This is a genomic window from Pseudobutyrivibrio xylanivorans (assembly GCF_008935055.1).
GTDB classification, from domain to species: Bacteria; Bacillota; Clostridia; order Lachnospirales; family Lachnospiraceae; genus Pseudobutyrivibrio; species Pseudobutyrivibrio xylanivorans_A.
Genome location: NZ_CP043028.1, coordinates 2,156,057 through 2,181,264, shown reverse-complemented (window position 1 = coordinate 2,181,264; position 25,208 = coordinate 2,156,057). Strand labels below are relative to the sequence as shown.

General features: G+C 40.7%; 19 protein-coding genes. All 19 read right to left on the bottom strand.

What is annotated here, in order from left to right:
• Positions 1-11: 11 nt before the first annotated feature.
• The 19 genes from FXF36_RS09915 to FXF36_RS09830 all read right to left on the bottom strand — a co-directional run bounded on the left by FXF36_RS09915 (position 12) and on the right by FXF36_RS09830 (position 25,183).
• Positions 12-1,562 (bottom strand): glycoside hydrolase family 43 protein, encoded by a 1,551-nt coding sequence (locus tag FXF36_RS09915; protein ID WP_151625749.1) that lies wholly within the window; start codon positions 1,560-1,562, stop codon positions 12-14.
• 180 nt (positions 1,563-1,742) lie between these two features.
• The gene (locus tag FXF36_RS09910; protein WP_243143492.1) at positions 1,743-3,446 is read right to left on the bottom strand and encodes an SGNH/GDSL hydrolase family protein; all 1,704 of its coding nucleotides are present in this window, start codon (positions 3,444-3,446) and stop codon (positions 1,743-1,745) included.
• A 57-nt stretch (positions 3,447-3,503) separates the two neighbouring features.
• The gene (locus FXF36_RS09905; RefSeq protein WP_151623671.1) at positions 3,504-5,645 is read right to left on the bottom strand and encodes a glycoside hydrolase family 3 C-terminal domain-containing protein; all 2,142 of its coding nucleotides are present in this window, start codon (positions 5,643-5,645) and stop codon (positions 3,504-3,506) included.
• Entirely contained in the window at positions 5,617-6,270 is a 654-nt protein-coding gene (locus tag FXF36_RS09900) for a DUF624 domain-containing protein (RefSeq protein WP_151623669.1), read from the bottom strand. Before FXF36_RS09900 ends, FXF36_RS09905 begins: the two co-directional genes overlap by 29 nt.
• Positions 6,271-6,408: 138 nt before the next feature.
• Entirely contained in the window at positions 6,409-8,094 is a 1,686-nt protein-coding gene (locus tag FXF36_RS09895; RefSeq protein ID WP_151623666.1) for a type 2 periplasmic-binding domain-containing protein, read from the bottom strand.
• A gap of 175 nt (positions 8,095-8,269) precedes the next feature.
• Positions 8,270-9,235, bottom strand: coding sequence for a carbohydrate ABC transporter permease (locus FXF36_RS09890; protein WP_243143491.1), 966 nt, complete (start codon positions 9,233-9,235; stop codon positions 8,270-8,272).
• 11 nt (positions 9,236-9,246) lie between these two features.
• A complete protein-coding gene (locus FXF36_RS09885; RefSeq protein ID WP_151623664.1) occupies positions 9,247-10,206 on the bottom strand; it encodes an ABC transporter permease in 960 nt (319 codons plus the stop codon).
• Positions 10,207-10,354: 148 nt separating this feature from the next.
• Entirely contained in the window at positions 10,355-11,035 is a 681-nt protein-coding gene (locus FXF36_RS09880; protein ID WP_151623662.1) for a GntR family transcriptional regulator, read from the bottom strand.
• Positions 11,036-11,355: 320 nt separating this feature from the next.
• A complete protein-coding gene (locus tag FXF36_RS09875) occupies positions 11,356-11,856 on the bottom strand; it encodes a DUF2798 domain-containing protein (RefSeq protein ID WP_151623660.1) in 501 nt (166 codons plus the stop codon).
• Between the two features lie 690 nt (positions 11,857-12,546).
• Positions 12,547-14,286, bottom strand: coding sequence for an ABC transporter ATP-binding protein (locus FXF36_RS09870; RefSeq protein WP_151623658.1), 1,740 nt, complete (start codon positions 14,284-14,286; stop codon positions 12,547-12,549).
• Positions 14,283-16,061, bottom strand: coding sequence for an ABC transporter ATP-binding protein (locus FXF36_RS09865; protein WP_151623656.1), 1,779 nt, complete (start codon positions 16,059-16,061; stop codon positions 14,283-14,285). The genes FXF36_RS09870 and FXF36_RS09865 overlap by 4 nt, the downstream gene beginning before the upstream one ends.
• Positions 16,062-16,296: 235 nt before the next feature.
• Positions 16,297-18,213 (bottom strand): NAD(+) synthase, encoded by a 1,917-nt coding sequence (locus FXF36_RS09860; protein WP_151623654.1) that lies wholly within the window; start codon positions 18,211-18,213, stop codon positions 16,297-16,299.
• Between the two features lie 114 nt (positions 18,214-18,327).
• Positions 18,328-20,877 carry a sensor histidine kinase gene (locus tag FXF36_RS09855; protein WP_151623652.1) on the bottom strand — a complete coding sequence of 850 codons (2,550 nt, stop codon included), beginning with the start codon at positions 20,875-20,877 and terminating at the stop codon, positions 18,328-18,330.
• 30 nt (positions 20,878-20,907) lie between these two features.
• Positions 20,908-21,621, bottom strand: a complete 714-nt coding sequence (locus FXF36_RS09850; protein WP_151623650.1) for a response regulator transcription factor — start codon at positions 21,619-21,621, stop codon at positions 20,908-20,910.
• A 93-nt stretch (positions 21,622-21,714) separates the two neighbouring features.
• Complete coding sequence (locus tag FXF36_RS09845) at positions 21,715-21,930, bottom strand: hypothetical protein (protein ID WP_151623648.1); 216 nt, start codon at positions 21,928-21,930, stop codon at positions 21,715-21,717.
• Between the two features lie 198 nt (positions 21,931-22,128).
• Positions 22,129-22,266 (bottom strand): hypothetical protein, encoded by a 138-nt coding sequence (locus tag FXF36_RS16330; RefSeq protein ID WP_167511354.1) that lies wholly within the window; start codon positions 22,264-22,266, stop codon positions 22,129-22,131.
• A gap of 29 nt (positions 22,267-22,295) precedes the next feature.
• Positions 22,296-22,520 carry a hypothetical protein gene (locus FXF36_RS09840; protein ID WP_151623646.1) on the bottom strand — a complete coding sequence of 75 codons (225 nt, stop codon included), beginning with the start codon at positions 22,518-22,520 and terminating at the stop codon, positions 22,296-22,298.
• 304 nt (positions 22,521-22,824) lie between these two features.
• Positions 22,825-24,162, bottom strand: coding sequence for a GntP family permease (locus tag FXF36_RS09835; RefSeq protein ID WP_151623643.1), 1,338 nt, complete (start codon positions 24,160-24,162; stop codon positions 22,825-22,827).
• A 31-nt stretch (positions 24,163-24,193) separates the two neighbouring features.
• Positions 24,194-25,183, bottom strand: coding sequence for an alpha/beta hydrolase (locus tag FXF36_RS09830; protein ID WP_151623641.1), 990 nt, complete (start codon positions 25,181-25,183; stop codon positions 24,194-24,196).
• Positions 25,184-25,208: the final 25 nt, after the last annotated feature.

Sequence of the window (25,208 nt, the reverse complement as noted above, 5' to 3'; positions counted from 1 at the left end):
ACCTTAATATATTACATTTTTTCCATTGTAAGCCATGCAAAATCACAATGGTTGTCGCTTGGCTTGCCATTTGAAGAGGTGTACATTCCTACTGTGCAGCCCACGAAGCCGCCTGCCTCTTCTGTTGTGTATGGCAACAAATCAATATCTGCCTCCAAAAGTGTGTGCTTATTGTTCTCAACAAGGTAAGCCTCAGCCTTCTGATTCTTAACCTTCAATTCTAATGTAACTACCTGACCTGTCACCGCTGTGCTTGCACTAACCTGCTCTTCGCCCTTGATTGTCTTTCTAACCTGAAGCTGCTTCTTGCCGCCACGGCTAACAATTTCAAGAGTAAGATGATTTGCATGATTCTGGAATAATACGATTCCACCGCACTCATCTTCGTTTGCAGGAGTGAAATCAACACCTGCATTTACTTTAAAGGAATAATCCTTCTGACGCAATCCTAAAAATGAAGGATAGCAGGTTTCTTCTGCGCGCTCAGGTCTTGTGAAAAGTCTAAGGAACCCTGGACGGTCTGTAAGAGAATAGATTTCTTCGTTTCTCTTTTCGATGCCAACGAGGCGCTGGTCTAGCTCATTTGTGTAGAAATGAAGCTGGTCGCTCCACTCATTTTCTGTAGCAAATGGATTCTCCTCAAATGGAAGCTCCACATCATCTTCAAGCTTGCCGATGCCTGGATTAATTACAGGCCATCCCTCTTCCCAAACAACCTTTGCAAGGAATGTCTCACGACCAATGCTGCAGTGCTTTTCGCATGGACGAGATGCAAGCATAACAATATACCAGTTGCCATCCTTATCATCAATCAAATCACCGTGTCCAGCATAGATAATTGGATAATCCTTACCAAGATTTCTGTGTGAGAAAATAGGATTTCTTGGGCAGCCCTCAAACCACTTGAACAATTCCTTTGAACGAGCCACTGAAATCGCATGCTCTGGGCCTGTGCCGCCCTCTGCATGAAGGAGATAATAATAGCCATCCTTCTTATAGAGATGTGGACCTTCTGGCCAAATAACATCCTTAACAGCCCCCTTCCAGATTGCCATAGACTCACCAACAAGCTGCATTGTCTCAAGGTCTAATTCCTGTACCCAAATCTCCCAGTCACCGTTGTAGCGAACTCCCTCTGGATTTGGACGAGTGCCAACATAATAGCACTTGTCGTCATCATCAAAGAAAAGTGATGGGTCGATACCCGGTGCAGCCTCGCCCAGATAATATGGCTCTGACCATGGACCTGCTGGGTCCTTCGCTGTCACTACGAAGTTGCCTCCATGGCTAACATTTGTAGTAATCATATAGAATGTTCCCTTGTGCTCTCTGATTGTAGGAGCAAAGATACCTCTTGAAATTTCGCCACTTACAGGGAGCTGGCTTTCTCTGTCAAGTACATGTCCTATCTGCTCCCAGTGTGCCAGGTCTTTGCTGTGAAAAATTGGGACGCCTGGGGCGTACACGAAGCTTGAACATACAATATAGTAGTCGTCGCCCACTCGGCAAGCCGAAGGGTCAGGGTAAAAACCCTTAAGTATTGGGTTATGTGCAATTGTCATGATTAAAATTCCTTTCTCGCTAGTTACAGTCTCAATCCTTGGTATTGCTCTTTTAATGTAAGCTTCGCTTACTAGACCACAAAAGTTGATTGCTAAAGCAATCATCATTTTGGGATCATTTGTCGCTAGATTGGCTCCTTGAGCAACACCAAGAGATTGATACTTACAGGCTATTTATACTTACTTTACTAATCCAAATCCTAATATTGTAAACTTGTTACGTACGTCGTCCTTGTCTACCACTACTTTTACGTGATGACGAGCGCTTACAGCCTCATCGATTACGATGAGTGGGTTGCAATGGCACCAGCGGTTTACGTATGGATCAAGGTCGCGTACGAATTTATCATCAACATAAACCTTTGCTGTGGCTGCATCAACCTCTCCTGAATCCTTCATAACAATTACCAGTGCTTTGCACTCTACGTCCATTTCGAAAGGTTCTGTGCTGCCCTTGCTACCATCATACATCCAGTTGTATGGGAACTCTCCTGTGAGGGATAAATCCATATCCATCTCAACTGACTGGAGAACTTCATCCGTATATACGAATCCGCCAGGATTTACACTGACAAGATTTGCATTATCCTTCTTATCCACAAGAATTACATCGTCAAAGGTATTTCCAATAGCTGGAGCTTCCTCGTATCTTGGATCGTAAGACTCATCTGCGCCCTTTTCGATAGCAAGCTTCATGATGTTAATCAGGCAATCTGCCATAATTGTATGTCCAAGGTTTGTTGGATGGAACATATCGTAGAAATACTGATGCTTTGTAAGGATACGCTTATCTCTGTCATAGAACTGTGGTGTCACGGCATCCTTCACACTTGCCATTGGAAGGTCGTATCTGAAGCCTACAGGAGCGAGTCTGTCCTGAAGATTGTAATCATCTGCAAATACAGAAAACATAAGCATTACAGCCGGCTGACTAGGCAGCTTAAGTGCACGTCTCACCAAGCTCTCATAGCAGTTTCCCTTTGTCTCATCGCCTTCATCATTTACAGCGAATTCGATAACCACAATGTCTGGCTCAACTGTGCCATCGCGAAGCACATCTCTATCAAAGCGAATCATTCCAAGCTCTGAAGGTGTTCCGCCAACACCAGCCTTTACATAATGGATGTTATTGCCATCACCCATAAGCTTTTTGAAGCCCTCGAAGGACTTGCGAGCATAACACTCAGAGTTGATTGGAGTTGCACCAGCGCCCTGTGTAATAGAACCACCAATGTAGCAAATGTTTACATCCTCTCCTGCCTTTGCCTTATTAACCACTTCAACAAGTCTCTTTGTATTACCGAGATTTACAAGGGAGCGGTCAATCATTTCCTTGTACTCAGGTGATGCTGTGTCAACTGGCTTTTCTTCAAGCTGAGGTGGTGCATCATACCCGTCATTCAAGAAAAAGCGAACTGAGAGGAAAGCCTTCTCCTCTGGAGCATCTGTGTGTACACGAATCTGTCCTGGTACATCATCGTCATCTGTCCAATCGATATCATCGAGATAGATACGCTCTTCCTGTGAATTCGTATTTACGTTAGCAATGAGATTTGCTCCACCGCCATACAAATCCTTCTTTCCATACATTTGGAAAACAAACTCTGCCTGCTTATCCTTATCCTCCATCTCCACTGAAACGCCAATAGAGTGAACCAGCTTTTTGAAGCCATCAACTGTCTCCATAAGCTTAAGCTCTGTCTCATCTGTAACATTTCCGGTAAAGGTAGCAGAGCTGATTAATCTTCCATCGCTCTGATAAAGGAAAGAAACTCCTTTTCCATCCTCATCAGACTGAGTGAAAAGCTCTTTGTCTTTGATAATGTAGAAATAAGGACGATTCTTTTCTGGGTCTGTTGGTGCCTTTGCGATTTGCATTTCCATTACATTATTCCTCCTGTTTACACCTCATCAGTCACCTTCCCTCAAGGGGAAGCCTATTTAATATTCTACTTCTGTAACATTTCCCATTAAATTAACTGTAAACTCATCACATTTTCTTCCTGTAAGCTCCTCACTTCTTGCATCTGGCTGCTGGCCGCCTACAAAAATCTTGAACTCACCTGGTTCTACAATGCACTTTCCTTTTTCATCTATGATTGCAAAATCACGTGCATTGAGCTCAAAGCTAACTTCCTTTGACTCTCCTGGAAGGAGTGCTACATTTGCTATTCTGCGGAGGCTAAAGTTTGCAACTCTTGTGCTCGCTTCAACATCCTTCACATAAAGCTCTACTGCTTCGTGTCCGCAGAATTCTCCTGCATTCTTTACGGTAACCTTTACAGTATATTTATCTCCAATTGCTCCTTCGGTTTTATCGATAGAAGCATTGCTATATTCAAACTTTGTGTAGCTAAGACCATAGCCAAATGGGTAAAGTGGCTGACCCTTGAAATATCTGTAGGTACGACCTTCCATTGAATAATCGCTGAAATCTGGTAAATCAGCATCTGATTTGTAGAAGGTAAGTGGAAGCTTTCCTGATGGAGTATCCTCTCCAAAAAGAACCTCAGCGATTGCCTTTCCACCTCTAGCTCCTGGATACCAGCACTGCATTATCGCATTTACGTTTTCATCTGCATAGCTCAAATCCATTGCTGAGCCTGCAAGAATGAGGAGAATTACTGGCTTTCCTGTTGCTGTAACTGCCTCAACTAAATCCTGCTGAACTCCTGGAAGCTTAAGCCCCTTCTTATCACCACTTCCGAATTCGTTTCCGGCATCACCTTCCTCGCCTTCGATTGTGGCATCAAGTCCCATACAAAGAACTACAACATCTGAATGCTCCGCAACTGTAAGTGCCTCTGCAAAGCAATCCTTCTCCTCGCAAAGTCCCTGAAGTCTGTCCTTCCAAAGATGTGAGCCTTCTGAATATAAAACTCTTACATCCTCGCCAACCTGTCTTTGAATTCCTTCCAAAACAGTGATGTATTCTGAAGAAGTTCCCTCGTAATTTCCTACGAGAGCAATTCTTGAATTTGCATTTGGTCCGATTACACCGATTGTCTTGATTTCATCAGCCTTAAGTGGAAGAAGTCCATCATTCTTAAGAAGAACAAGGCTTCGCTTTGCAGCCTCGATAGAAAGCTCCTTATGTTCCTTGCACTCTACCATCTCGTATGGAATATCATCATATTTGCTGCCTCGCTCTGGAAGAGTTCCAAGTCGAAGTCTAAGCTCGATTAATCTCTCTACTGCTGCTGTGATTGTCTCCTCTGAAACAAGGTTTGCCTTGTAAGCGTATATAAGCTTTTCAAATACGCAACCGCAGTTCAAATCGCAGCCATTGTTTACTGCAAGTGCTGCTGACTCAACCTCGCAGCCTGTAACCTTGTGATTTTCATGGAAATCCTTGATTGCCCAGCAGTCAGATACTACATGGCCTTCAAATCCCCAATCGTCTCTCAAAATATCCTTAAGAAGTCGCTTGCTACCGCAGGCTGGCTCACCGTTTACGCGGTTGTAAGCGCCCATTACTGATTCAACCTTGGCATCCTTTACAAGTCGCTTGAAGGCATAAAGATAAGTATCATATAAATCCTGATCGTTTACTCTTGCATCAAAGTGATGTCTGTCTGCCTCAGGTCCTGAATGTACTGCAAAATGCTTAGCGCAGGCTGCTGCCTTAGGGTTGTCCAAATCATCACCCTGAAGACCATGTACATAAGCCATTCCAAGCTGACCTGTAAGATATGGATCCTCGCCATAGGTCTCATGACCTCTACCCCATCTTGGGTCACGGAAAATATTTACATTTGGTGCCCAGAATGTAAGTCCTTTATAGATATCTCTATCACCATGCTTTACTGACTCGTTGAACTTGGCGCGGCCCTCTGTTGAAGTTACATCACCTATCCCCTGAACTAAATTCTCGTCGAAGGTTGCTCCAAGGCCAATTGCCTGTGGGAATACTGTAGCAACTCCTGCTCTTGCCACTCCGTGAAGTGCCTCATTCCACCAGCAGTACTTTGGTATTCCAAGTCTGTCGATTGCTGCTGCGTGGTGAAGCATCTGGGAGCATTTTTCCTCTATTGTCATCTGCGATACTAATTCCTTAGCACGCTTCATCGTCTCCTGATTCATTATTAACCTTATCCTCCTTGTTTAGCATTTCTAACTGTTTATTGAACTCGCGACTTACGTAGTAAAGTGTAACTGTTGTGCAAAGAAGCCAAATTGCAAGACCCCACTGAATATACCAGGCACAAATCAAATATGGTAAGAAAGTCACGATGAATATAAGCACCATTCTTGGGATGTTTAAAAGTGCCATAACCATAGAAGCCTTAAAAAGTTCCTTGAGAGTTACCTTGTATCTGGCTTCAAATGGAAACATGCAATATGCCACCGACCAAACCACAAAAGTAAGGACTCCAAGAGCAGCCTTGCCAATAAATGGCATGCTCATTCCTCTGCCGTAAATCACGTTGTACCAGTCAAATGCCAGTACCAGACCAACTGCAAGAATTATCATCCAGGCACCTGTCACCTGTGAGAAATTCTCCCTGAAGGATTTAAAATAACTCTTCACAGCACTAGGCTCCTCGCCCCTTGCGATTTTCATTGCTGTATAAAATTTTGCAGTGTGAGCTGCTCCTATTGTGATAATTGGAATTGAAAGAAGCAGTGTCAAAAGATTGATAATGATATAATCTGTGACTTTACTTAAGAACTCCATAACTTCGCTATCTGGTCGTAATAATTCCATAGCTAATTCTCCTTGTAACCTATTATGAAATTATTCTAAAAAAATATCCCACTAGCATCCACAGATAAACTGTAGATATTAGTGGGATAAAATATAGTCTATATAAGACCGTTCGCTACGGTTATATTTAAGTTATTCCTATTCTACTGATGTAGAAGAACCGTACTTAGCCTCGAACTTCTCTGTTCTCTCATCCATGATAGCCTGTCCGCCAGATGCAAGGTAATCCTCGATAGCTGAATCCCAAACCTTATCGAAATCAGCTTCCTTAGCTGCAAGAGCTGTATCATAAACAACATCTCTCTTTGAACCAAGAGCCTCGCCCATACCGTTTTCTGCAACGATTTCTGGAACCTTTACGTTCTTAGCGATCTTGTTATCTGTAGCAGCAATGTCAAGTGCCTTCTGAACATCCTCTGGATCACATGCTGGGTAGCTGTGTGCCATTGAAAGAAGTGTAAGCTTGTCATCTGCAAGGTGAAGACCATTACAAGTAATTGTGTAGTCAATGTTGTTACCTGAGTTCATGATTGGGTCGCCTGTTGCTGGGATCAACTCGATAGCGCCATCCTCAAGAACGTTGTGTGTAACCCCCTCATCACCAATCTGTAAGTACTGGATGTGCTCTGGAGCAGAAATCCAGTCAAGGTAAAGAAGTGATGCAAGTGGCTCTGTGTTTGTAGTTGGGAAGAAGATCTTTCTATCACCAGCTGTTGAGTCAACATACTTAAGGTGCTTGCCCTCTGAGTTCTCGAAGCAATCAACTGCTACATACTTAGCATCATCGCCAATGATTCTCTGAAGGTTAGCCTGGATTGAATCATCTCCACCACGGAAAGGATAATCCCAGTTGTGCTGGAATGCTCCAACATAGCCAGCCTTCATCATGTCATCCTCTGTAGAATCACCAGCTGTGTAAAGTGCGAAGTCGTTCCAAAGAAGACCTTCGTTGTACCACTTGTTAAGTGTCTTCATAGCAGCCTTTGTGCCGTTCTGTGTAAGCTTTCTGTCATCAAATCCATTGATGTAGAATTCCTTATCTGTAATCTTTGGATCCATCTCTGACTCGATAAGAAGTGCTGCTCTCCAGCCTACATCGAATGAAACTGAGAATGGAACCATCTTGTCTGCATCCTTGCCAAGAAGCTCCTTAGCGTTGTCGCGGAATGCACAAATTACATTGTAAAATTCTTCTTTTGTTGTTGGCTCTTCAAGTCCAAGCTTATCAAGCCAGTCTTTTCTAATGAATGTGTTGATACGTCTGTTGTTAGCACGCTTTCCTTCGATTGCCCAAAGTGTACCCTTCTCATCATCTAAATCCCAGTAGATGTTTGTGTCGCCAAGCCAATTCTGAAGGTTTGTAAGCTCGCTGCCATACTGATCCATAAGTGGCTTTAAATCTGTAACACCGCCCATGTTAGCGTATGTCTGAATTGTTGGATAAGAATATGTAAGGCAGATATCTGGAGCTCCGCCTGAAGCAAGAAGGTTGTTGATTTCTTCTGTCTCTGTCCAACGTGGAACTGAAACGAACTCAACCTCTACGTTGTGATCCTCAAGCATTCCCTTCTTGATGTACTCTGTGTACATGTTGTTTGTTGGGTCTGTACCACCATCGTTTCCACGGTCATAGACCTCAACTGTTATGTGTCTTGTCTCTGCGAATTTTCCGTCTACAAGCTCTGATGAGCCTGCCTCTTCACTGCTGGCACTTGAATCTGTTGTTGAAGCGCTGGCGCTTGAGCTGCTGCTTGAGCCGCCACAGCCAACCATTCCAAGGCCCATAGTGCATGCAAGCACTAATGCTACGATTTTTTTCTTCATCGTAATCCTCCCAATAATGTTTTTAATTTATTTTTATTCCCTTAATAAGGGGTTAAACTGCAGTCAAGGAAACTGCAGTTTAATCTGCTTTCAGCAGACAGCAATTTTAAATGAATTACATTCATTCAAAATTACTGCCGTTTACGAAATGAGTTTTTTTGATAAAAACTCATTTCTACTCCTTAACTGCCCCAAGTGTTACACCATGAATGAAGTACTTCTGTAAGAATGGGTATATGCAAAGGATTGGAATCGTTGAGAACATAACGATTGCCGCCTTAAGGGATTCTGAAAGACCTGGTGTTGAGAAGCCTTCCTGTGTTGCTACCTCTACTGAATTCATGTTGTTCAAAATGTTGTAAAGCAATAACTGAAGTGGATAGAAATCCTTGTTCTTCATATACATCAAAGCATCTGAGTAACCATTCCATCTTCCTACTGCATAGAAAAGTGCAAGTGTTGCAATTACTGGCTTTGAAAGTGGAAGGTAAATGCTCCAAAGAATTCTAAAGAATGATGCACCATCGATTTCTGCTGACTCTCTAAGGGAATCTGGAATTCCATAGAAGAAGCTTCGCATGATAATCATGTTGTATACGCTCAAGCATCCTGGAACAATAAGTACCAATGGATTATCAAGGAGGTTCAATTCCTTCATAAGTAAGTAGTTTGGAATTGTACCTGCGTTAAAGAACATTGTTATCGTAATTACGATATTAAAGAATGAACGTCCCTTAAGCTTGCTGAAAATCAATGGGTATGCACAAAGCACTGTCATTGTCAGCGAAAGGAAGGTACAAATCACTGTAAGGAATACTGTCCAAACGAATGCTTTAATATACTTTGGATCTCCCAAAACTGTTGTGTAAGCATCCAAATTGATGCCCTTTGGAATCAGATAAACCTCTCTCTTTACAAGGAAGTCTGAAGCTGAAAGTGAACGAGCTAAAAGGTTTATCATTGGTATGATACAAATCAGACCGATGATTACGCAGATGATAATGAATACCAGGTCACCTGCTTTTGTTCCATCTGATTTAACCATTCTTGTAATTGATGAATCTTCGTCTGCTTCTTTTTTCTTAGAAAGTGCGAAGCCCTTTGTGTTAAATTTTCTAGTCATAGCTAATCCTCTTGCCATCTTCACACCTCCTACCAAATTCCGCGCTCGCCAAGCTTACGAGACAACCAGTTTGCAAATAGAAGGAAAAATACACCAACTACTGATTGGAACAGACCAACTGCAGTTGTAAGTGAGAACTGCAATCCCTTGATACCGTTTTTGTAAACGAAGGTTGAAATAACCTCAGCGTTTTGCATTACCAGATTGTTCTGCAATGCGAATGGTCTATCAAAGGCTGAACCTAAAATATTACCAAGTGCCATGATAAGAAGAACTACGATTGTGCTCTTGATTCCTGGCAATGTGATGTGCCACATCTTTTTGAAGCGTCCTGCTCCATCAACTGAAGCTGCTTCGTAAAGCTCTGGTGATATTCCTGCGATTGCTGCCAGGTAAATAATTGAGTTCCAACCAAAGCTCTGCCAAATTCCAAGGAAGATGTAAGTTCCTACCCATTTTCCTGGATCATTAAGGAATGGAACCGTCTCGCCTCCAAGCTTTGTGATGAACATATTTACAAGTCCGTTGCTTGGTGCAAAAAGCTGAATTGCCAAACCGTAAATGATAACCCATGAAAGGAAGTGTGGCATGTAAGCGATTGTCTGAATTGTTTTCTTGAACCACTTAACATTCAACTCATTCAAAATCAAAGCAAAAATAATAGGAATTGGAAAACCGATTACCAAATCCAAAAGGTTAAGTCCAACAGTATTTCTCAAAGCATTTAAGAAATCCCTATTATGAAAGGCCTGAATAAAATACTGAAATCCGTGATTGTCAGCCCAAGGCATCTCTCCAACCTTTTGTACGATACTGTACTTCTTAAAAGCTATCAGTACGTATTTCATTGGAATGTACTTGAAAACCAGGAAATAGATCATTGGCAAAATTAATAACACGTACAGCTGCCAATATCTTTTCAAATAGGCTTTCCAGTTGGTTTTTTCAGCTGTAGCTGCAACTGAATTTCCCGCTGTCATAACTTTCATTTTTCTCCTCCATCTCTAACTTCTGTAAACTAGTATACAAGTATATTAGTTTGAAATGAGCTGAAAGTCTATTCTAAAAAAACAACCAAATTGCCAATTGCAATTTGGTTGTTTTACACGAATTTTTCATATTGTCTATTAATTCTTGCTATGTTGTTTCGAAATATTGCGCGCAGCTCTTCATAAGCTCTTCCTGATCCACTCTGTAGCGGTTCAAATGCTTCTCAACAATCTCTGTTGCCTTAACCTTATCCTTCTCCTGAATAGCTTCAAGCATGAGACGATGATCTCCAACTATCTTTTTATCCTTTACAGTAAGCATAGACAGGGTTCGTACACGGTCAAAATGTATCATGATTGTGCGACGCATGGTGTGGAGAGTCTCCTTCTTTGCTGCCACATAAATCATTCTATGGAACTCATTGTCTAACTCAAAAATCTTTGCGGTATTATCCTTTTCAAGATAAAATTCCTGAAGCGCCACATTGTCTGCCATCTGCCTGATGTCCTCTTCAGTGGCTAGCTCGCAGGCTTCTTCTATAACTGCGGTATCAAGAATCTTTCTTAAGAACACTGCCTCCTCAACGAACTGAGAATTAATCAGCGAAACATAGCTTCCTCGCTGAGGATAAATCTCTATAAGAGAAGCCTTGTGCAACTCCTGAATCGCCTCCCTGACTGGCGTGCGGCTAACCCCAAGAAATGCCGCTACCTCATTTTCGCTGATAGCCTGCCCCGGCTCCAAATCAATCGAGGTAATGTTTTCAGTAATTGCTCGCAATGCATACTCTCTTGCTGTTTCAGAACTAAATCGTTCAATTTTTTTCATTTGCTCATCCTCGCATTTGCTTATATAGGTGTAACCCCCAACTAGTTTACAGTGCTTATAATATCAAAAACTAGTATACAACACAAACTTGTATACTAGTCAAGGGTTTTTCTTCTTAATTGTCACTATCCACAAATATATTGTTAATTCTTTGTCATTTTCCTCTAGTTATCTGCTGGTTATTATTCCAAAAAAGGACTCCCACCAGGGAGTCCTTTGACTGTTACTATTCAATGATTATTCTTTTACAAGCAAGCTTGACAAGAATACATCCTTGAATATTTATAACTGTGAATAGTAACCTTTGACTTTCATATAAATTATGCAGCTTTCTTAGCTTCTACCGAAACATTCTTTGAGAATCTCGTTACGAAGAATCCAAACACATTTCTTACAAATGGGCCAGCGAAGAAAATCTGCCAGCAAAGTGCCATTGGGAAATTGAAGGCTGTAGTCTGAAGCCATACTGCGATGAACTGGCTGCCTGCATCCTTGAAAAGGATTGTTGCTGCAAGGCTCATAAGTGGGCACATAAGGCAAACAGACATTGCAGAGATTCCAAGAATCATCATAATCATTGGGTCCTTGCCTGGAGTAACAAATCTAAAGGCAAGAATCTGTGCAAGCTTTCCTACAAATGCAAGCTCAAGCACAACAGCGATTGGCCACATGATAATGAGCTCTTTGAAAGCAGCAAGAAATACATAATTCTGAAGGCCGCCAACATTGAGAGCAATATTGTAGCAAATCATTGCGTAGACCATAACAAAGGCCATAAAAAGTGTAAAAATAACATCCTGAAACTTATTCTGTGGTAACATACTAAATTTTCTCCTTTCATTTACCAAGAGAAGATTTAAGTGTGTTGTTCGTTATCACCACAGGTGGTGTGCGTTTCCAATGATACCTACTTTTATCTTCATTTTTCGTAACTTCTCAGGATTATATCATGATTATTCAAATCATGTAAGCACTTTTTATGCCAGCTTTCAATTTTATAATAATTGTTGCTGTTCATGATCTACTCTAATGAGCATGGCTACCCTGCCTTGGCCCTGCTGGTATAGGTTCAATCACAAAATATGGATTCTCTAAATGCTGCATGTAGCTTCTTTGATTGATGGGTGTTCTTTCAATTCTTTGCACTTATAGCAGATTTGTTTTTACTACACAGACTCATCTGGTATAACAGAAAGCTTCAAAGCATACTTAGAAATAATTGTGTGATTTTGAAATGAACCTAGTAAAATCTCCAAAACCTGCTTTTGATTTTACTTGGTGAATGTAATATGAACACAATTATTCTAAGTATGTTTGAAGCTTTATATTTTTCTTATGTCTGTGTAGTAAAAACAAATCATTATAAGTGCAAAATCAACAAAAGGACACCCACTTGAAGCTACATTAGCAGCATTAAGAGAATCACTTATTTTGCTCAAATTCACCTATACCAGCAGGGCCAAGGCAGGGTAGCCATGCTAACTAAAAATCCATGAACAGCAACATTTATTTTATGCCATTTTCCAAGAATCTGTTTCCATCTGCATATTTATCATATGAGAATAGATTCCCTTAACACCGTGTAATTCTGAAGGTGCGCCCTGCTCTGCTACTACGCCATCCTTAAGAACTACAATCTTGTCAGCACCATCAACGGTACGCATTCTATGGGCAATTACAAGAACTGTCTTATCCTTAATCAAATCTGAGATTGCCTCCTGAATAAGTGATTCATTATCAACGTCAAGTGATGCTGTTGCCTCATCCATCAGAATTATTGGTGCGTCCTTTAGAAATGCTCTGGCAATTGAAATACGCTGACGCTCTCCACCAGAAAGCTCTGAACCATTTTCACCAATCATTGTGTTATAGCCCTCTGGGAGCTTATCAACAAATTCATCGCAACGGGCAAGCTTTGCTGCTGCAATAACCTCTTCATCGGTCGCATCCTTCTTGCCAATTCGGATATTTTCCATAACAGTGTTGTTGAACAGCGTAACATCCTGGAACACAATTGAATACATTGAAAGAAGTGTCTCCGGATCCACCTTGCTTATATCCATTCCGCCAACTGTAACAAGTCCTGAATCAATATCCCAAAATCTGGCAGCAAGTCTTGATACAGTAGTCTTTCCACCGCCTGATGGGCCAATAAGTGCTGTAACCTCGCCCTGCTTTGCTGTGAAGCTGACCCCATTTAAAACTGCCTCACCATCTTCATAGGCGAATTTAACATCCTTAAATTCAATGTCATATCCATTGTTTGTAAGCTTCTCGACACCTGTCTGCTCTGGATGAGAAAGGATTTCATCCATTCGCTCACACTGAGTATCGGTAGCAATAAGGGCTGCAAGGTTCTGTAATGAAACCTGAAGCGGTTCGTACATTCTGGAAACTACAAGCAGATACATAAAAAACGTAATTACGTTAATTTCGCCTGAAATCAAAAGGCCTGAACCAACCACTGCCACTGTGCCTATTCCAAGTTTCAACATCATCTGAGCGCTACAAACAAATGCAGCATTGGTATACTCAGACACAATGTTATGATTTTCAACTGCCTTTATCTTTTTCTTAAGGCCCACCATGTATTCCTCTTGGGCGTTGTAGGCTCTTAAATCTCTTACTGTTTCAAGTGCTTCCTGTATTCCATCAAGGCATGCAACTCTATATTTGCTGCCCCTTCTATTTAGCTTATGCATCATGCTTCTTGAGTAAATAACAACAAAGAAAGCAATTGGAACTACCCATACAGCTGCAAATGCCATTCTCCAATCAAAGAAGAATAAACTGATTACAATAACGCCTGTTGAAATCATTGCTCCAATCAACTCTGGAAGCCAGTGTGAGGAAGCAGTTTCAATCACTGCGCAATCCATCATGATAGTATTTGTTAAGTCAGCTAAATCCTTTTTGCTAAAGAATGATAATGGAATTCTGCGAAGCTTTTCTGCAAGACTACGTCTTCTAACACCACTTTCAATGTAGGTAGAATAAAACGTAGCACCGTACTGATAATACTGGCTGGCGAAAACAACTGCTAGACATATTAATATTCCGCCTAGATAAAACAATGGTCTTTCCGCAGGTGTCCTGCCATTAAATAAATCCGTTGTAAAAGCAACCAGAACTCCCACAGGTAACATCTGGGCAAGGTTTCCAACTGTACACGCCACAAATGCAGTAACCATATCCTTAGCACCTTTTTCGGAAAGTGCATATTTGTGCTGTAACTTTTCTTCTAAACTCATGCGCTCTTACCTACCTTCCAATTGATTGACTTGTTATACTCGGACCACATATGACTATATGTGCCAGACTGCTTAATAAGGTCCTCGTGTTTACCTTCCTCGATGACCTTTCCATCTGAAAGAACCAGTATCCTGTCAGCATCCACAACTGTAGAAAGTCTGTGGGCAATCATGATTACTGTCTTGTCTTTTGACAGATTTGCGAAGGCCTGCTGCACCTTTGCTTCATTGTCCGTATCCGCAAATGCGGTAGCCTCATCCAAAATCAAAATTGGAGAATTCTTCAGGAAGGCTCTTGCAATAGAAAGACGCTGAGCCTCTCCACCAGATACATATACCCCCTCTGAACCAATCATTGTGTGAATTCCTTCTGGGAACTTCTCGATTATATCCATGCACTGGGCATCCTTCAAAGCCTGCATTACTTCTGCCTCGGTAGCATCCGGATTTCCCATTCGAACATTGTCCAAAATTGACATCTTTAAAAGCTTACTATCTTGGAAAACATAGGAAACCTGATTCATTAATTCTGATGTTGCAATATCTTTTACATCTACACCACCTATTTTTATAGAACCATTTTTCACGTCCCAAAATCTTGCAACTAACGATGCAAGAGTCGTCTTTCCTCCACCAGAAGGTCCAACTAATGCAATATGCTGGCCTGGCTTTATTGAAAGATTTATACCTTCAATAGCATTCCTCTTATCTTCGCTATAAGAGAAGGTGACATCCTTAAGCTCTATGCTTGAATCGGCTGGCTTCTTTGGATTAGCTGCCTCACTCAAAGGCTCTACATTAAGAATGCTGTACATTCTCTGTAACGCATCTCTCACTATCATCTCGCTTTCACCGGAATAAGCCACTTTCAAAAGAGTAACTGTAAGGATTGGTGTGATGATGATATAGAAAAGAATGTTAAATAAGAAGGGATTTGTGATGCTATCTCTTGCAAATATAAATGCGCAAGCCACAAGCGCAGCAAACACTGCGTTGGCAAGAGTGACAAATGCAGTCATTGGAATACGAACCGAGGTGGTGTAACTCACTGTCCAATTCTCGTATTTATCTATAGCCTCTTTGAATCTTTTAAATGAAAATACCGACTGGCCAAAGGTTTTAACCACAGGAATTCCTCGCACATACTCTACTGCTTCTGCACTCATTTCATCCAAAGCATCCTGATACTCTGACATTGCCTTTACCATTTTTGGTCCCATCATAAATCCCATTGAAAGAAATGCAAGCACAGCTGGAATCAGACAAATTAATCCGATTTTCCAATCGAAAAACAAAAGCATTCCAAGAAGTCCAACAGGAGTAACATAGCTTACTGCCTTATCTGGCAAACTATGGGCCAGATATGTTTCTGTAGCCGCAGTGGAATCTGCAACAATTTTTCTAATCTTGCCGCTTCCTTCAGATTCAATGTATCCCATTGGAAGCTTCATAATATGTTCCATCAAAGCGACTCTCATATTTACCTGAACTCTGAATGCCGCTAAATGAGAGCACATTAATGCAGCAATATAAATGAGGAAGGATAACACAGCCATTCCCACAGCCCACCAGCCATAGGTTTTAATATGTGTGGCCTGACTGAAGTCTGGGCGTACCTCTATAACCTCCCTAATGATGCACCAAATAAAATAAAATGGTGCCAGCGCAAGCAGAGCGCTAATCCCCGCAAGTATCCAAGAAGCAATCGTGAGATACTTGTGCTTCCCAGCATAGACAAAAAGCTGAGGTAATACACTTTTCTTTTTCTCTTTCATGATTATTTCCTCTTTATACTTTCTAGTTAGATTTTCCTAACCATGCTTAGTCTAGCATTACCCCTCAGCAATTACAATACAAATAATTATATTTGTCTAATATTTGTTAGTTTAGTCTAATTGTCCTACATAGAAAACGACCCTGTAAATAGCTGCTACAACAGCAGCTTCCTCTGGAATTGCAAAACCCAGCTGTCCATGTCTGGAAATTTAAAGAATATGCAACTGTTTTCTATTAAATCCCCTCAATTTCTTTCATCCAGAGATTTACTGCTGCATCACTTGGCATTCTAAAATCTCCTCTTGGAGATAATGTGACTGTACCAACCTTTGGGCCATCTGACATACAGCTTCTCTTGAACTGCTGAGAGAAGAATCGCCAGTAGAACTTCTTTAACCATTTGAGAATTTCTTCACGACTGTAGTCACCCTCAAAAGATTTTTGCGCCAGTCTGAAAATCTTTGATGGAGAAAAGCCAAAGCGGAGCATATAGTACAGGAAGTAATCATGAAGCTCGTATGGTCCCACCAGGTCTTCTGTCTTCTGTGAAATCTCTCCATCCTCATCTGGTGGCAAAAGCTCTGGGCTGACTGGTGTATCAAAAATATCTTTCAGTGTGCTGCTGAGAATTCCATCTGTTCTGTTTGCCTCATATTCCACAAGCCATCTTACGAGTGTCTTTGGAATCGATGAATTAACCGCGTACATTGACATATGGTCCCCATTATAGGTAGCCCACCCCAAAGCAAGCTCCGACAAATCACCTGTACCAATTACAATTCCACCAAGCATGTTTGCCTTGTCCATAAGAATCTGGGTGCGCTCTCTTGCCTGACCATTCTCGTAGGTAACATCATGATTGCTACTATCCTGACCAATATCTTCAAAGTGCTGGCTGACGCTGGCTTTAATATTTATTTCTTCAAGTGTCGTACCGTATGCTTCTGCTAATCTGCAGGCATTGGTGTAGGTTCTGTCTGTGGTGCCAAAGCATGGCATTGTAATGCAATGGATTCCCTTTTTATCAAGTCCTAACCTGTCATAGGCATGAACTATAACAATCAGAGCAAGGGTGGAATCGAGGCCTCCAGATAATCCTAAGACTACATTTTTACAACCAATATGTCTGATTCTTGTCATGAGACCTACTGCCTGCATGGTAAGAATCTCCTCACAGCGACTTTCCAAATCATATTTTACTGTAGGTACGAATGGTGTCTTTGATGGAGCAAATTTTATATTTGTCTCTTCAAGCTTTAATGAAAATACTGACTCATGGCCTTCATAATCCGTATTTACGTTAAATGTATTCATACGTCTACGTTCGTGTACTAATCTGTCCACATCCACGTCAGCTATCATCATCTCATTTTCAAAAATTTTTGATTCCGCATATACGGTACCATTTTCTGCAATAATATTATGACCTGCAAAAACCATATCCTGTGTGGACTCTCCCACACCTGCATCTGCATAGGCGTATACACAAAGAAGGCTTCCTGATTTTGCCTTAATAAGATTTCTTCTGTAATCAGCCTTTCCAATCACCTCATCACTGGCTGACAGATTGAAAATAATAGTGGCACCGCTTTTTGCCAATTTTACTGATGGCGTATCTGCCACCCAAAGATCCTCGCAAATCTCGATTCCAAATTTTAGATTGCTTATTTCTTTACAGGTGAAAATATGGTTACTGCAAAGGACTGCGGAGCCTGCTGCACCAAAGCTAATCTCTTCCATCAGACTGTCATCAGCTGGCGTAAAATGTCTCAGCTCATAAAATTCACTGTAGTTTGGAATATTCTTTTTAGCTGTGGCACCGATAACCTTTCCACCTTTAATCACTGCTGCAATATTATAAAGCTTGCCTTTTACCTGATATGGCAGTCCAACTATTGTCACAATATCCAGCTCTGCTGTGGCACACGCGATATCTTCCGCGGCCTTCACTGCACCCTTCAGCAATGTGTCCTGCAAAAATAAATCTCCACAGGTATATCCAGTTATACATAATTCTGGAAAGCAAATAATCTTTACTCCCTGCTCATATGCTTCATTTGCTAATCTAACTATCTCAGCTGCATTATGCTCAGTATCAGCCACCTTAATATCAGGTGTAGCACATGCAATTTTTATAAATCCATCTTTCACTTTAGTATTCCTTCCCGAAAAAAATAAAAGACGCCCGCTAAAAAGCAGACGTCTTTGTCTTTTATGATTTTAAATCTATTTATCCTATTTGACAACTCATAAACCTTTTGATATTTAATTCTTGTTAAATTCTACAACCGCCTTAAACAGATCTCCATCAATGGAAAGCTTCAATGTTCCACCCATTGCCTCAGTAAGACTTCTGGCAATTGAAAGACCAAGACCATTGCCATCTGTGTAACGGGATTTATCACCTCTAACAAATCTTTCCATAAGCTCATCTGCCGAAATATTCAGCTCTTCCTTAGAGGTGTTTCTAAAAACAAACCTAAGCTTATTTTCGTCCTGCTCCAAATCAATGTAGGCTCTGGTATTAGGCTGGGCATACTTCACGATATTGCTCATAAGATTATCAAATACGCGCCATAAATATCTGTTGTCAGCCTGCAGGTATACATCTTTTTCTGGCAAGCTGGTGACCACAGATATCTTGTTAGCTTCCAGTCTGTCGGTAAATTCTCCGATGGACTGATTTAAAAGAGTTACCGCATTTACGTTTTCTATGTTGAACTTTATATTCCCAGTAGAAACCTTTGATGCCTCAATCAAATCCTCGATGAGCTTCTTTAATCTCTTTGACTGTCTGTCTAAAACCTCAAGATATTCTGTTGCTTTCTCATTTTCAATTTTTTCCTTCGAAAGTAAGTCAACATAATTGATTATTGAGGTAAGAGGAGTCTTAATGTCGTGAGAAACATTTGTGATAAGCTCTGTCTTCATGCGCTCACTCTTGGTTCGCTCTTCAAGTGCCACTGAAATACCAGACTGAATGTCATTCATTGCCTTTGCATGCTCTTCTAAGAAAAGTGGCATTCCATTTAAGTCAACCTGGGATGTAGTGTCTCCCTCTGCAAGAGCCAGTGCCGTTCCTTTTATTTTTGCATAGCTCATCAGTAGTCTGTGTAATATTATCGCAAATGCGATTTTTTCTAGTGACCAGAATAAGAGAATATTTACTGACTCTGTCACATTTATGCAAATAAATTCAATAAAAGCTATTAGAATAAATATCCCCCAAATTCTATTTGTCCACTTTACTGTTGAACGAATCTGTTTTGTTTCTCCATCAATAATCCAAAACCATTTATTAATAAGTCTAAAAAATCTGCATATTAAGCTGTTTCCCCAAAGATGATGAAGCTTAATATTTACGGCTATGTTTGAGCTCCACAAGAAACCAATAAGCATTGCTAGTATACCTGTGACCGCTATAATCATTCCAATTAGGCCAAAGGCTGAGGAGCTTAATTCGTCTACGAGTGATACTGCAACAGCTAGTATTATGGATTCAGCAATTATAGTTATTACTAGTGCTAAATCTGCAGGTATCTTTTCAATTGGCCCTTCAACGATTCCTTCTACACCCTTTTTGTGTCCTGCTGCACATAAGAACATTACCCAACAGCCCAATGCAATTGCAAATGAAAGAATCGTTGCCAGTGGAAGTAATATTTTCAAGGTTGGTGCTAGAGCAACAATAGCCTTTGCCTGAACATAAAAATCATTTGTGTAAGTGTTAGCTGCAAGCTTTGTCTCATTAGGGAAGCATACCACTGTGTAGTAGGTTAAATCAGGATTATCCTGGTATAAACCAAAGAATGAAATGTTTTCTATTGAAACCTGATGCTTTAATTTTGCAAGTTCTCCATGAATATCTGATAAATCAGCGACGTTCTCTAAACTAAGCTTGCCTGTAGCGCCATCATCAGCATTTAATTTTAAAACATATCCATTTACTGAGCTTGATAGTGGCTTATAGCCCTTACCGTCAATATAAAGCACTCTTTCGCCCAGTGCTCCATTTTCAATAACTGTCTCTTCGGGAAGATAATCTGTTGTGACTTCTGATTTTTCTGCTTCTTCTGTCTCCTCAGAATCCTCAACTACATAATATGTTTCCTCTTCCTGAGCCTTCTCTGTGCTGGCAGTACTGTTGTAGTCAACATATTCTCTTCCAGCTTCTATATCAGCCTGGCGATTCTCCCAGATTTTTGAATAAATATTATTAGTATTAGGTGTTCCTTCAGGGTGTTCACTGGTTACATAAGCATAATAATAATCCTGAATTGGATAAAAACGTCCATTTCCAAACACGTAAGCCTTCTGACCAATCAAATCATAGCCTATTCCATCAATACTAACGCTTGTATATATTCTGCTATAATCTGTTCTAACATAGTTCGGATACCAAGGATCCAATAGCTTCTCATTTAGTGTGATTTCTGTATCATCACCGATTCCATAATAATCTTTAAAAGCGTCTTTTGGAACCTCAATATCCTTGAAATTTCTATACAGGTAAGAGCTATCCTTGTTGAAATCAATATTTTCAATATCTTTTCCTTCGATAACTCCGTAGTAGCAATTCATTCCTTCCAGTCTTCCAGAAGTAAAGCCATCCTCTTTGCTATCTAAAATCCACGCAGCATAGTCACTGCCTGCCATTTTATTCAGTTCGTTTTTAAATTCATTGCTATTGCTTGAAAACAGGCCCCAGTTTCCAAAAATACCGCATGCGAAAATACTAAAAGCAAAAATAAACGTAAATACGGTACAGGTTATTCCTAAAAATATCTTTCCTGCTCTATTGTAGAATCGTTTCATAATTCATCCTCCTAAAACGGACTATGACTATTAAAGATTTTCCACCTTATATCCGTGCCCCCATACTGCCTTTATGTAGCGTGGGTTGGCACTATCATATTCCAGCTTTTCTCTGAGATGTCTGATATGGACAGCCACGGTACTTTCTGCACCAATAACTGACTCCTTCCAGACGTTTTCATAAATGTCCCGTGGAGAGAGAACTTCACCCTTATGTGTAATAAGGAGCTTTAAAATATCATATTCTAATGGAGTAAGTGAAACAGGATTTCCATCTAATGTAACTTCCTTTGATTTATCATTCAGCTCAATACCGCCTACAGAAATGATATCCGCATTTACGATATTTGTATTTGTGTTCTGAGCGCCAAGCAATGTGTATCGTCTCAGCTGAGACTTCACTCTTGCCATAAGCTCCACTGGATTGAATGGCTTTGTAACATAATCATCTGCCCCTACTGTGAGTCCGATAACCTTGTCCGCATCCTCACTCTTTGCAGTTAGCATGATGATAGGCACATTTGAATCCTTCCGAATCTCAGCCATAGCAGCAATTCCGTCCATCTCTGGCATCATCACATCAAGTAAGATGAGCTGCATACTTTTTCCTGCTGGGCTTTTCATAATCTCCACTGCTTCTCTTCCATTTGAGGCCGAGGTCACATTCATTCCCTCGCTCTCAAGATAAATTCGAAGTGCTGATACGATATCCTGTTCATCATCGCAAATTAGAATATTGTTCATTTTTTCTCCCACGTTTCTCTCTTATGATTAATCACAAAACCATTGTATTGTTTATTATTTTAAGTTCCAAGTATCTAAATCTTTAAGAATTGTTTAAGATTCTACAAATACATCTGCCAATGCACCGGATGGTATTTCAAACATGATGCTGGCCGCATGAAAAATGCTTTCCGCAAATCCTATTTCTACTGTACTAAAGCCTCTTGCCGCCAAAAGTGCCACCCACGAAGCACCACCTATCATGAGCCCACCAAGACTGTCTATTAAATATAATTTCTTAATCTGATTTCTAGCTTTATTTTTAGTCATATTAAATTCCAAGTTTACTTGTTATTAATCTACTAGTCAACCAGAATAGTGGTATATCCCACATAAATCTTTTCCATATATGATTCTAGCTACAAAGCTTTTTCTATTTTTGTTGGCATGCTAACCTGAAGTACCACAATATAATAGAGTATATACAGATTTGTGGTACCTAAGGTTCCAAATGGTACCCCAAGCAATTTACTTTTCAGCAATCTTGAGGTTCTCTAATACCTCAAGATGCTCATTTCCTTTATTTATGGTGGTATCACATGAGCTAATCATACCCCAGTAATAAAGTAAAAATATAGTATTGAGGTACTGCAGTACATCAATCATGTTAAAAACTTCATTTCTTGTGGTACCTATTATACATAAAAGTACCCCCGCAACAACAAAACTGTTATTGCGGGGGGTACCTTTAAATATCTATTATCTGTTAGTTCTTTTTCTTCTAATTTCTTTTCACCAGACTCATCTTCTGAAGACTTTTCTTTCTCTAAGCTCTGCTCAGAACTACTTTTCTCATCTTCCTTTTTAGCTTCTGACTTGTCTCCTATTTCTTCATTTACCTCTTCCTTAGATTCTTTCAAATCCTCCTGGATAGAGGTTTCCTACGCAGCCATTGCTAAAAAGCTGGCAGAAGGTGATGTGACAGCCAGGGCCACAGCCAATGTACCGGCTAATAGCCTGCCACAAACTAACTTGTTTTTCATACAAAATTCTCCTCTCGATTACACGGTGCTAATTATAGTTATATACCTCTAACCGTGCATTTGTTAGATTAACATAAGTTAGTTATATCTACAATATTTTTTCACAGAATAACATCAAAAAGGACTCTCGATACCGAGAGTCCTTGCCCCAAAACTAATCCAAAAACTAGAAATAAGCTTTTTAATACATAACCATTGCAACAAGGCAAGCTACGAATGCGCCAACCATTGGAGCAACTACAGATGTTACAAATACATACTTGTAACCATCCTTTAAAGAAATCTTCATCCAGTTGAGCTGAGCAACCATACCACCAGCGTTTGGTAATGTATTCATACCTGTAACGGCTGCTGGAGCGATACGGTGAAGTGCTGCTGGAGAAGCACCCTTCTGAACAAGTGTTGTTGTGAAGAACTGGAAGAATGTCTGAACAGCTGCTGTTCCACTTCCCATGATACCAGCCAAAATGTTAAGTCCTAAGAACTCAGTGATGTATGGGTTCATGTTGAAGTTAAGTACCCAGTTCTTGATAGCCTCGAAACCGATGCTTGTCTGTAAAACTGTTGAAAAACCGATGATAGCTGCAGCCATAACAGTTGCACCAACACCATTCTGAACACCCTTGCCGATTGTGTCCTTAAGCTTGTCGCCAATCTGCTTGCGGCAAAGAAGAACAAGTAATAAGCTACCTACGAACATAGCTACGACTACTACTGCGTTTGCGTTATCAATCTTAATTGCTTCGATGTTTGATAATGCAAGAACTAATGCGATAACCACTACGAAAGGAATAAGAGCAATACCAACTGATGGAAGGTCATCTCTTGTAGGAACAATCTTTACTGGAGTGGTTGTATCAACAACTGTACCCTCAGCAACAGCTGCCTTCTTTGCAGCGTATACCATGTAACCGTAACCTACAGCTGTAGAAACAACGAATGCGATAATACCTAAAACTGGAGCGCTTCCTAATGAAACTGACTCGCCTGGAAGCTGCTCAGCGATGATTGATGCAGGGATTGTGTTTGTAACGTTGATTGCGTATGGTAACATAGCTGAGCATGTAGCTCCGATGAAGATGATACCAGGAATCATTCTGTATGGATAACCTGCTCTCTTCATCATAACTGTCGCGATTGGAGCAATAACGAAAAGAACTACGAAACCAGAAATACCTACATAAACGAATACTGTTGTGATAACAGTGATTGAAAGAATTACATTCTTTACACCAAGCTTTTCAGTGATGATATTTGCAAGTGACTCAGCAGCACCAGATGCAGCCATAAGCTCACCAAATACAGCACCGATTACAAGTACGAATATCTGACTTCCGATAAAGCCCGTATATCCAGCCGCGTAGCTTGTAAGTGAATCCCACCAGTTCATCCAGCTTGTAAGGATGATAATAAATGAAACTAAAATTGTTGATGTGAAAACATCAAGTCCCTTCCAGATAACAACGATAAACAGAATCGCTGCAACAAGAAGGCCAATAACCGAAAGTGTTGTTGCCATATACTTTTCCCTCTCTATTTTCCCTAAAAAATTAATTCTCCTGTGGAAGGATTACGATATCCTTCAATGGTCCTCTGTATGGATTCTTTCCATCCCAGAAAATTTCGTCAAGCCAGTCAATACAGTGAGTGATGTTCTCGTCTGCCTTAATAACCTGGCTTCCGTGAGGCTCGCCCTCGAATAAATCAAGCTGAGCTCTGCCCTCTCCGCAAATTTCATCAATCTTATCCTTCATATAAATTGACTGACGTGGATCGATGACCATATCGTTTGTTCCGTGCTGAAGAAGAATTGGAGGACAATCCTCTGTTACGAAGGTGATTGGACTTGCCTTCATAGTTCTGTCTGGATAAAGAACTGGGTTGTAGCCCAAAAGCTCTCCAAACATTGAATTGTTGCCCTTTCCGTCACCAGGCATCATTCCCTTTCCTGCGCCTGTAGCGTTTCTCTTTTCTGCAATATCGAAACCAAACTGCTCAGCACTCATAAGCTCGCTTGTTGTGTACCATGCAATAGCGGCCTGAACCTTGCTTGATGCCTCGACACCAATGCTAAGGTCATCCATCTCCATATTGTCGCCTGTAACAGCAAGAAGCTGGGTAACATTACCACCAGCTGAGTTGCCCCAAACTACAAATTTGTTTGGATCAAGGTTGTATTTCTCAGCGTTTGCTCTAAGGAAACGGATTGCAGCCTTTCCATCATATAACTGTGCAGGCCATTTTGCCTCTGAATATAATCTGTACTCAACTGTTGCAATTGCATAACCCTGTGAAATTGGCTTGCACATGCTCTTGATGTAATGTGTACGCTTGTGACCTGCCGCGAAAGCACCGCCGTGGAACACGATTACAACTGGATAAGGACCTTCGCCTTGGTCTGGATACCAGATATCCAAAATCTGATTAACCGATTCTTCTGCGTACTGAATATCAAGCTCTACCTTACTGAACTGGTTGACATCGATTTCAGGCTCATTCTTTATCCAAATACTTCTGTTAGTTGGAAAATTCTTGTCCATGTATAATTCCTTTCTTTATATATTG

Bases quoted from the DNA above. Each gene is read 5' to 3' on its own strand.
- FXF36_RS09865 (WP_151623656.1), bottom strand. From the start codon at position 16,061: ATGAAAGAGAAAAAGAAAAGTGTATTACCTCAGCTTTTTGTCTATGCT.
- FXF36_RS16330 (WP_167511354.1), bottom strand. From the start codon at position 22,266: ATGATTGATGTACTGCAGTACCTCAATACTATATTTTTACTTTATTAC.
- FXF36_RS09875 (WP_151623660.1), bottom strand. From the start codon at position 11,856: ATGTTACCACAGAATAAGTTTCAGGATGTTATTTTTACACTTTTTATG.
- FXF36_RS09900 (WP_151623669.1), bottom strand. From the start codon at position 6,270: ATGGAATTATTACGACCAGATAGCGAAGTTATGGAGTTCTTAAGTAAA.
- FXF36_RS09915 (WP_151625749.1), bottom strand. From the start codon at position 1,562: ATGACAATTGCACATAACCCAATACTTAAGGGTTTTTACCCTGACCCT.
- FXF36_RS09855 (WP_151623652.1), bottom strand. From the start codon at position 20,877: ATGAAACGATTCTACAATAGAGCAGGAAAGATATTTTTAGGAATAACC.
- FXF36_RS09845 (WP_151623648.1), bottom strand. From the start codon at position 21,930: ATGACTAAAAATAAAGCTAGAAATCAGATTAAGAAATTATATTTAATA.
- FXF36_RS09905 (WP_151623671.1), bottom strand. From the start codon at position 5,645: ATGAATCAGGAGACGATGAAGCGTGCTAAGGAATTAGTATCGCAGATG.
- FXF36_RS09850 (WP_151623650.1), bottom strand. From the start codon at position 21,621: ATGAACAATATTCTAATTTGCGATGATGAACAGGATATCGTATCAGCA.
- FXF36_RS09830 (WP_151623641.1), bottom strand. From the start codon at position 25,183: ATGGACAAGAATTTTCCAACTAACAGAAGTATTTGGATAAAGAATGAG.
- FXF36_RS09870 (WP_151623658.1), bottom strand. From the start codon at position 14,286: ATGAGTTTAGAAGAAAAGTTACAGCACAAATATGCACTTTCCGAAAAA.
- FXF36_RS09910 (WP_243143492.1), bottom strand. From the start codon at position 3,446: ATGGAAATGCAAATCGCAAAGGCACCAACAGACCCAGAAAAGAATCGT.
- FXF36_RS09885 (WP_151623664.1), bottom strand. From the start codon at position 10,206: ATGAAAGTTATGACAGCGGGAAATTCAGTTGCAGCTACAGCTGAAAAA.
- FXF36_RS09835 (WP_151623643.1), bottom strand. From the start codon at position 24,162: ATGGCAACAACACTTTCGGTTATTGGCCTTCTTGTTGCAGCGATTCTG.
- FXF36_RS09880 (WP_151623662.1), bottom strand. From the start codon at position 11,035: ATGAAAAAAATTGAACGATTTAGTTCTGAAACAGCAAGAGAGTATGCA.
- FXF36_RS09895 (WP_151623666.1), bottom strand. From the start codon at position 8,094: ATGAAGAAAAAAATCGTAGCATTAGTGCTTGCATGCACTATGGGCCTT.
- FXF36_RS09890 (WP_243143491.1), bottom strand. From the start codon at position 9,235: ATGGCAAGAGGATTAGCTATGACTAGAAAATTTAACACAAAGGGCTTC.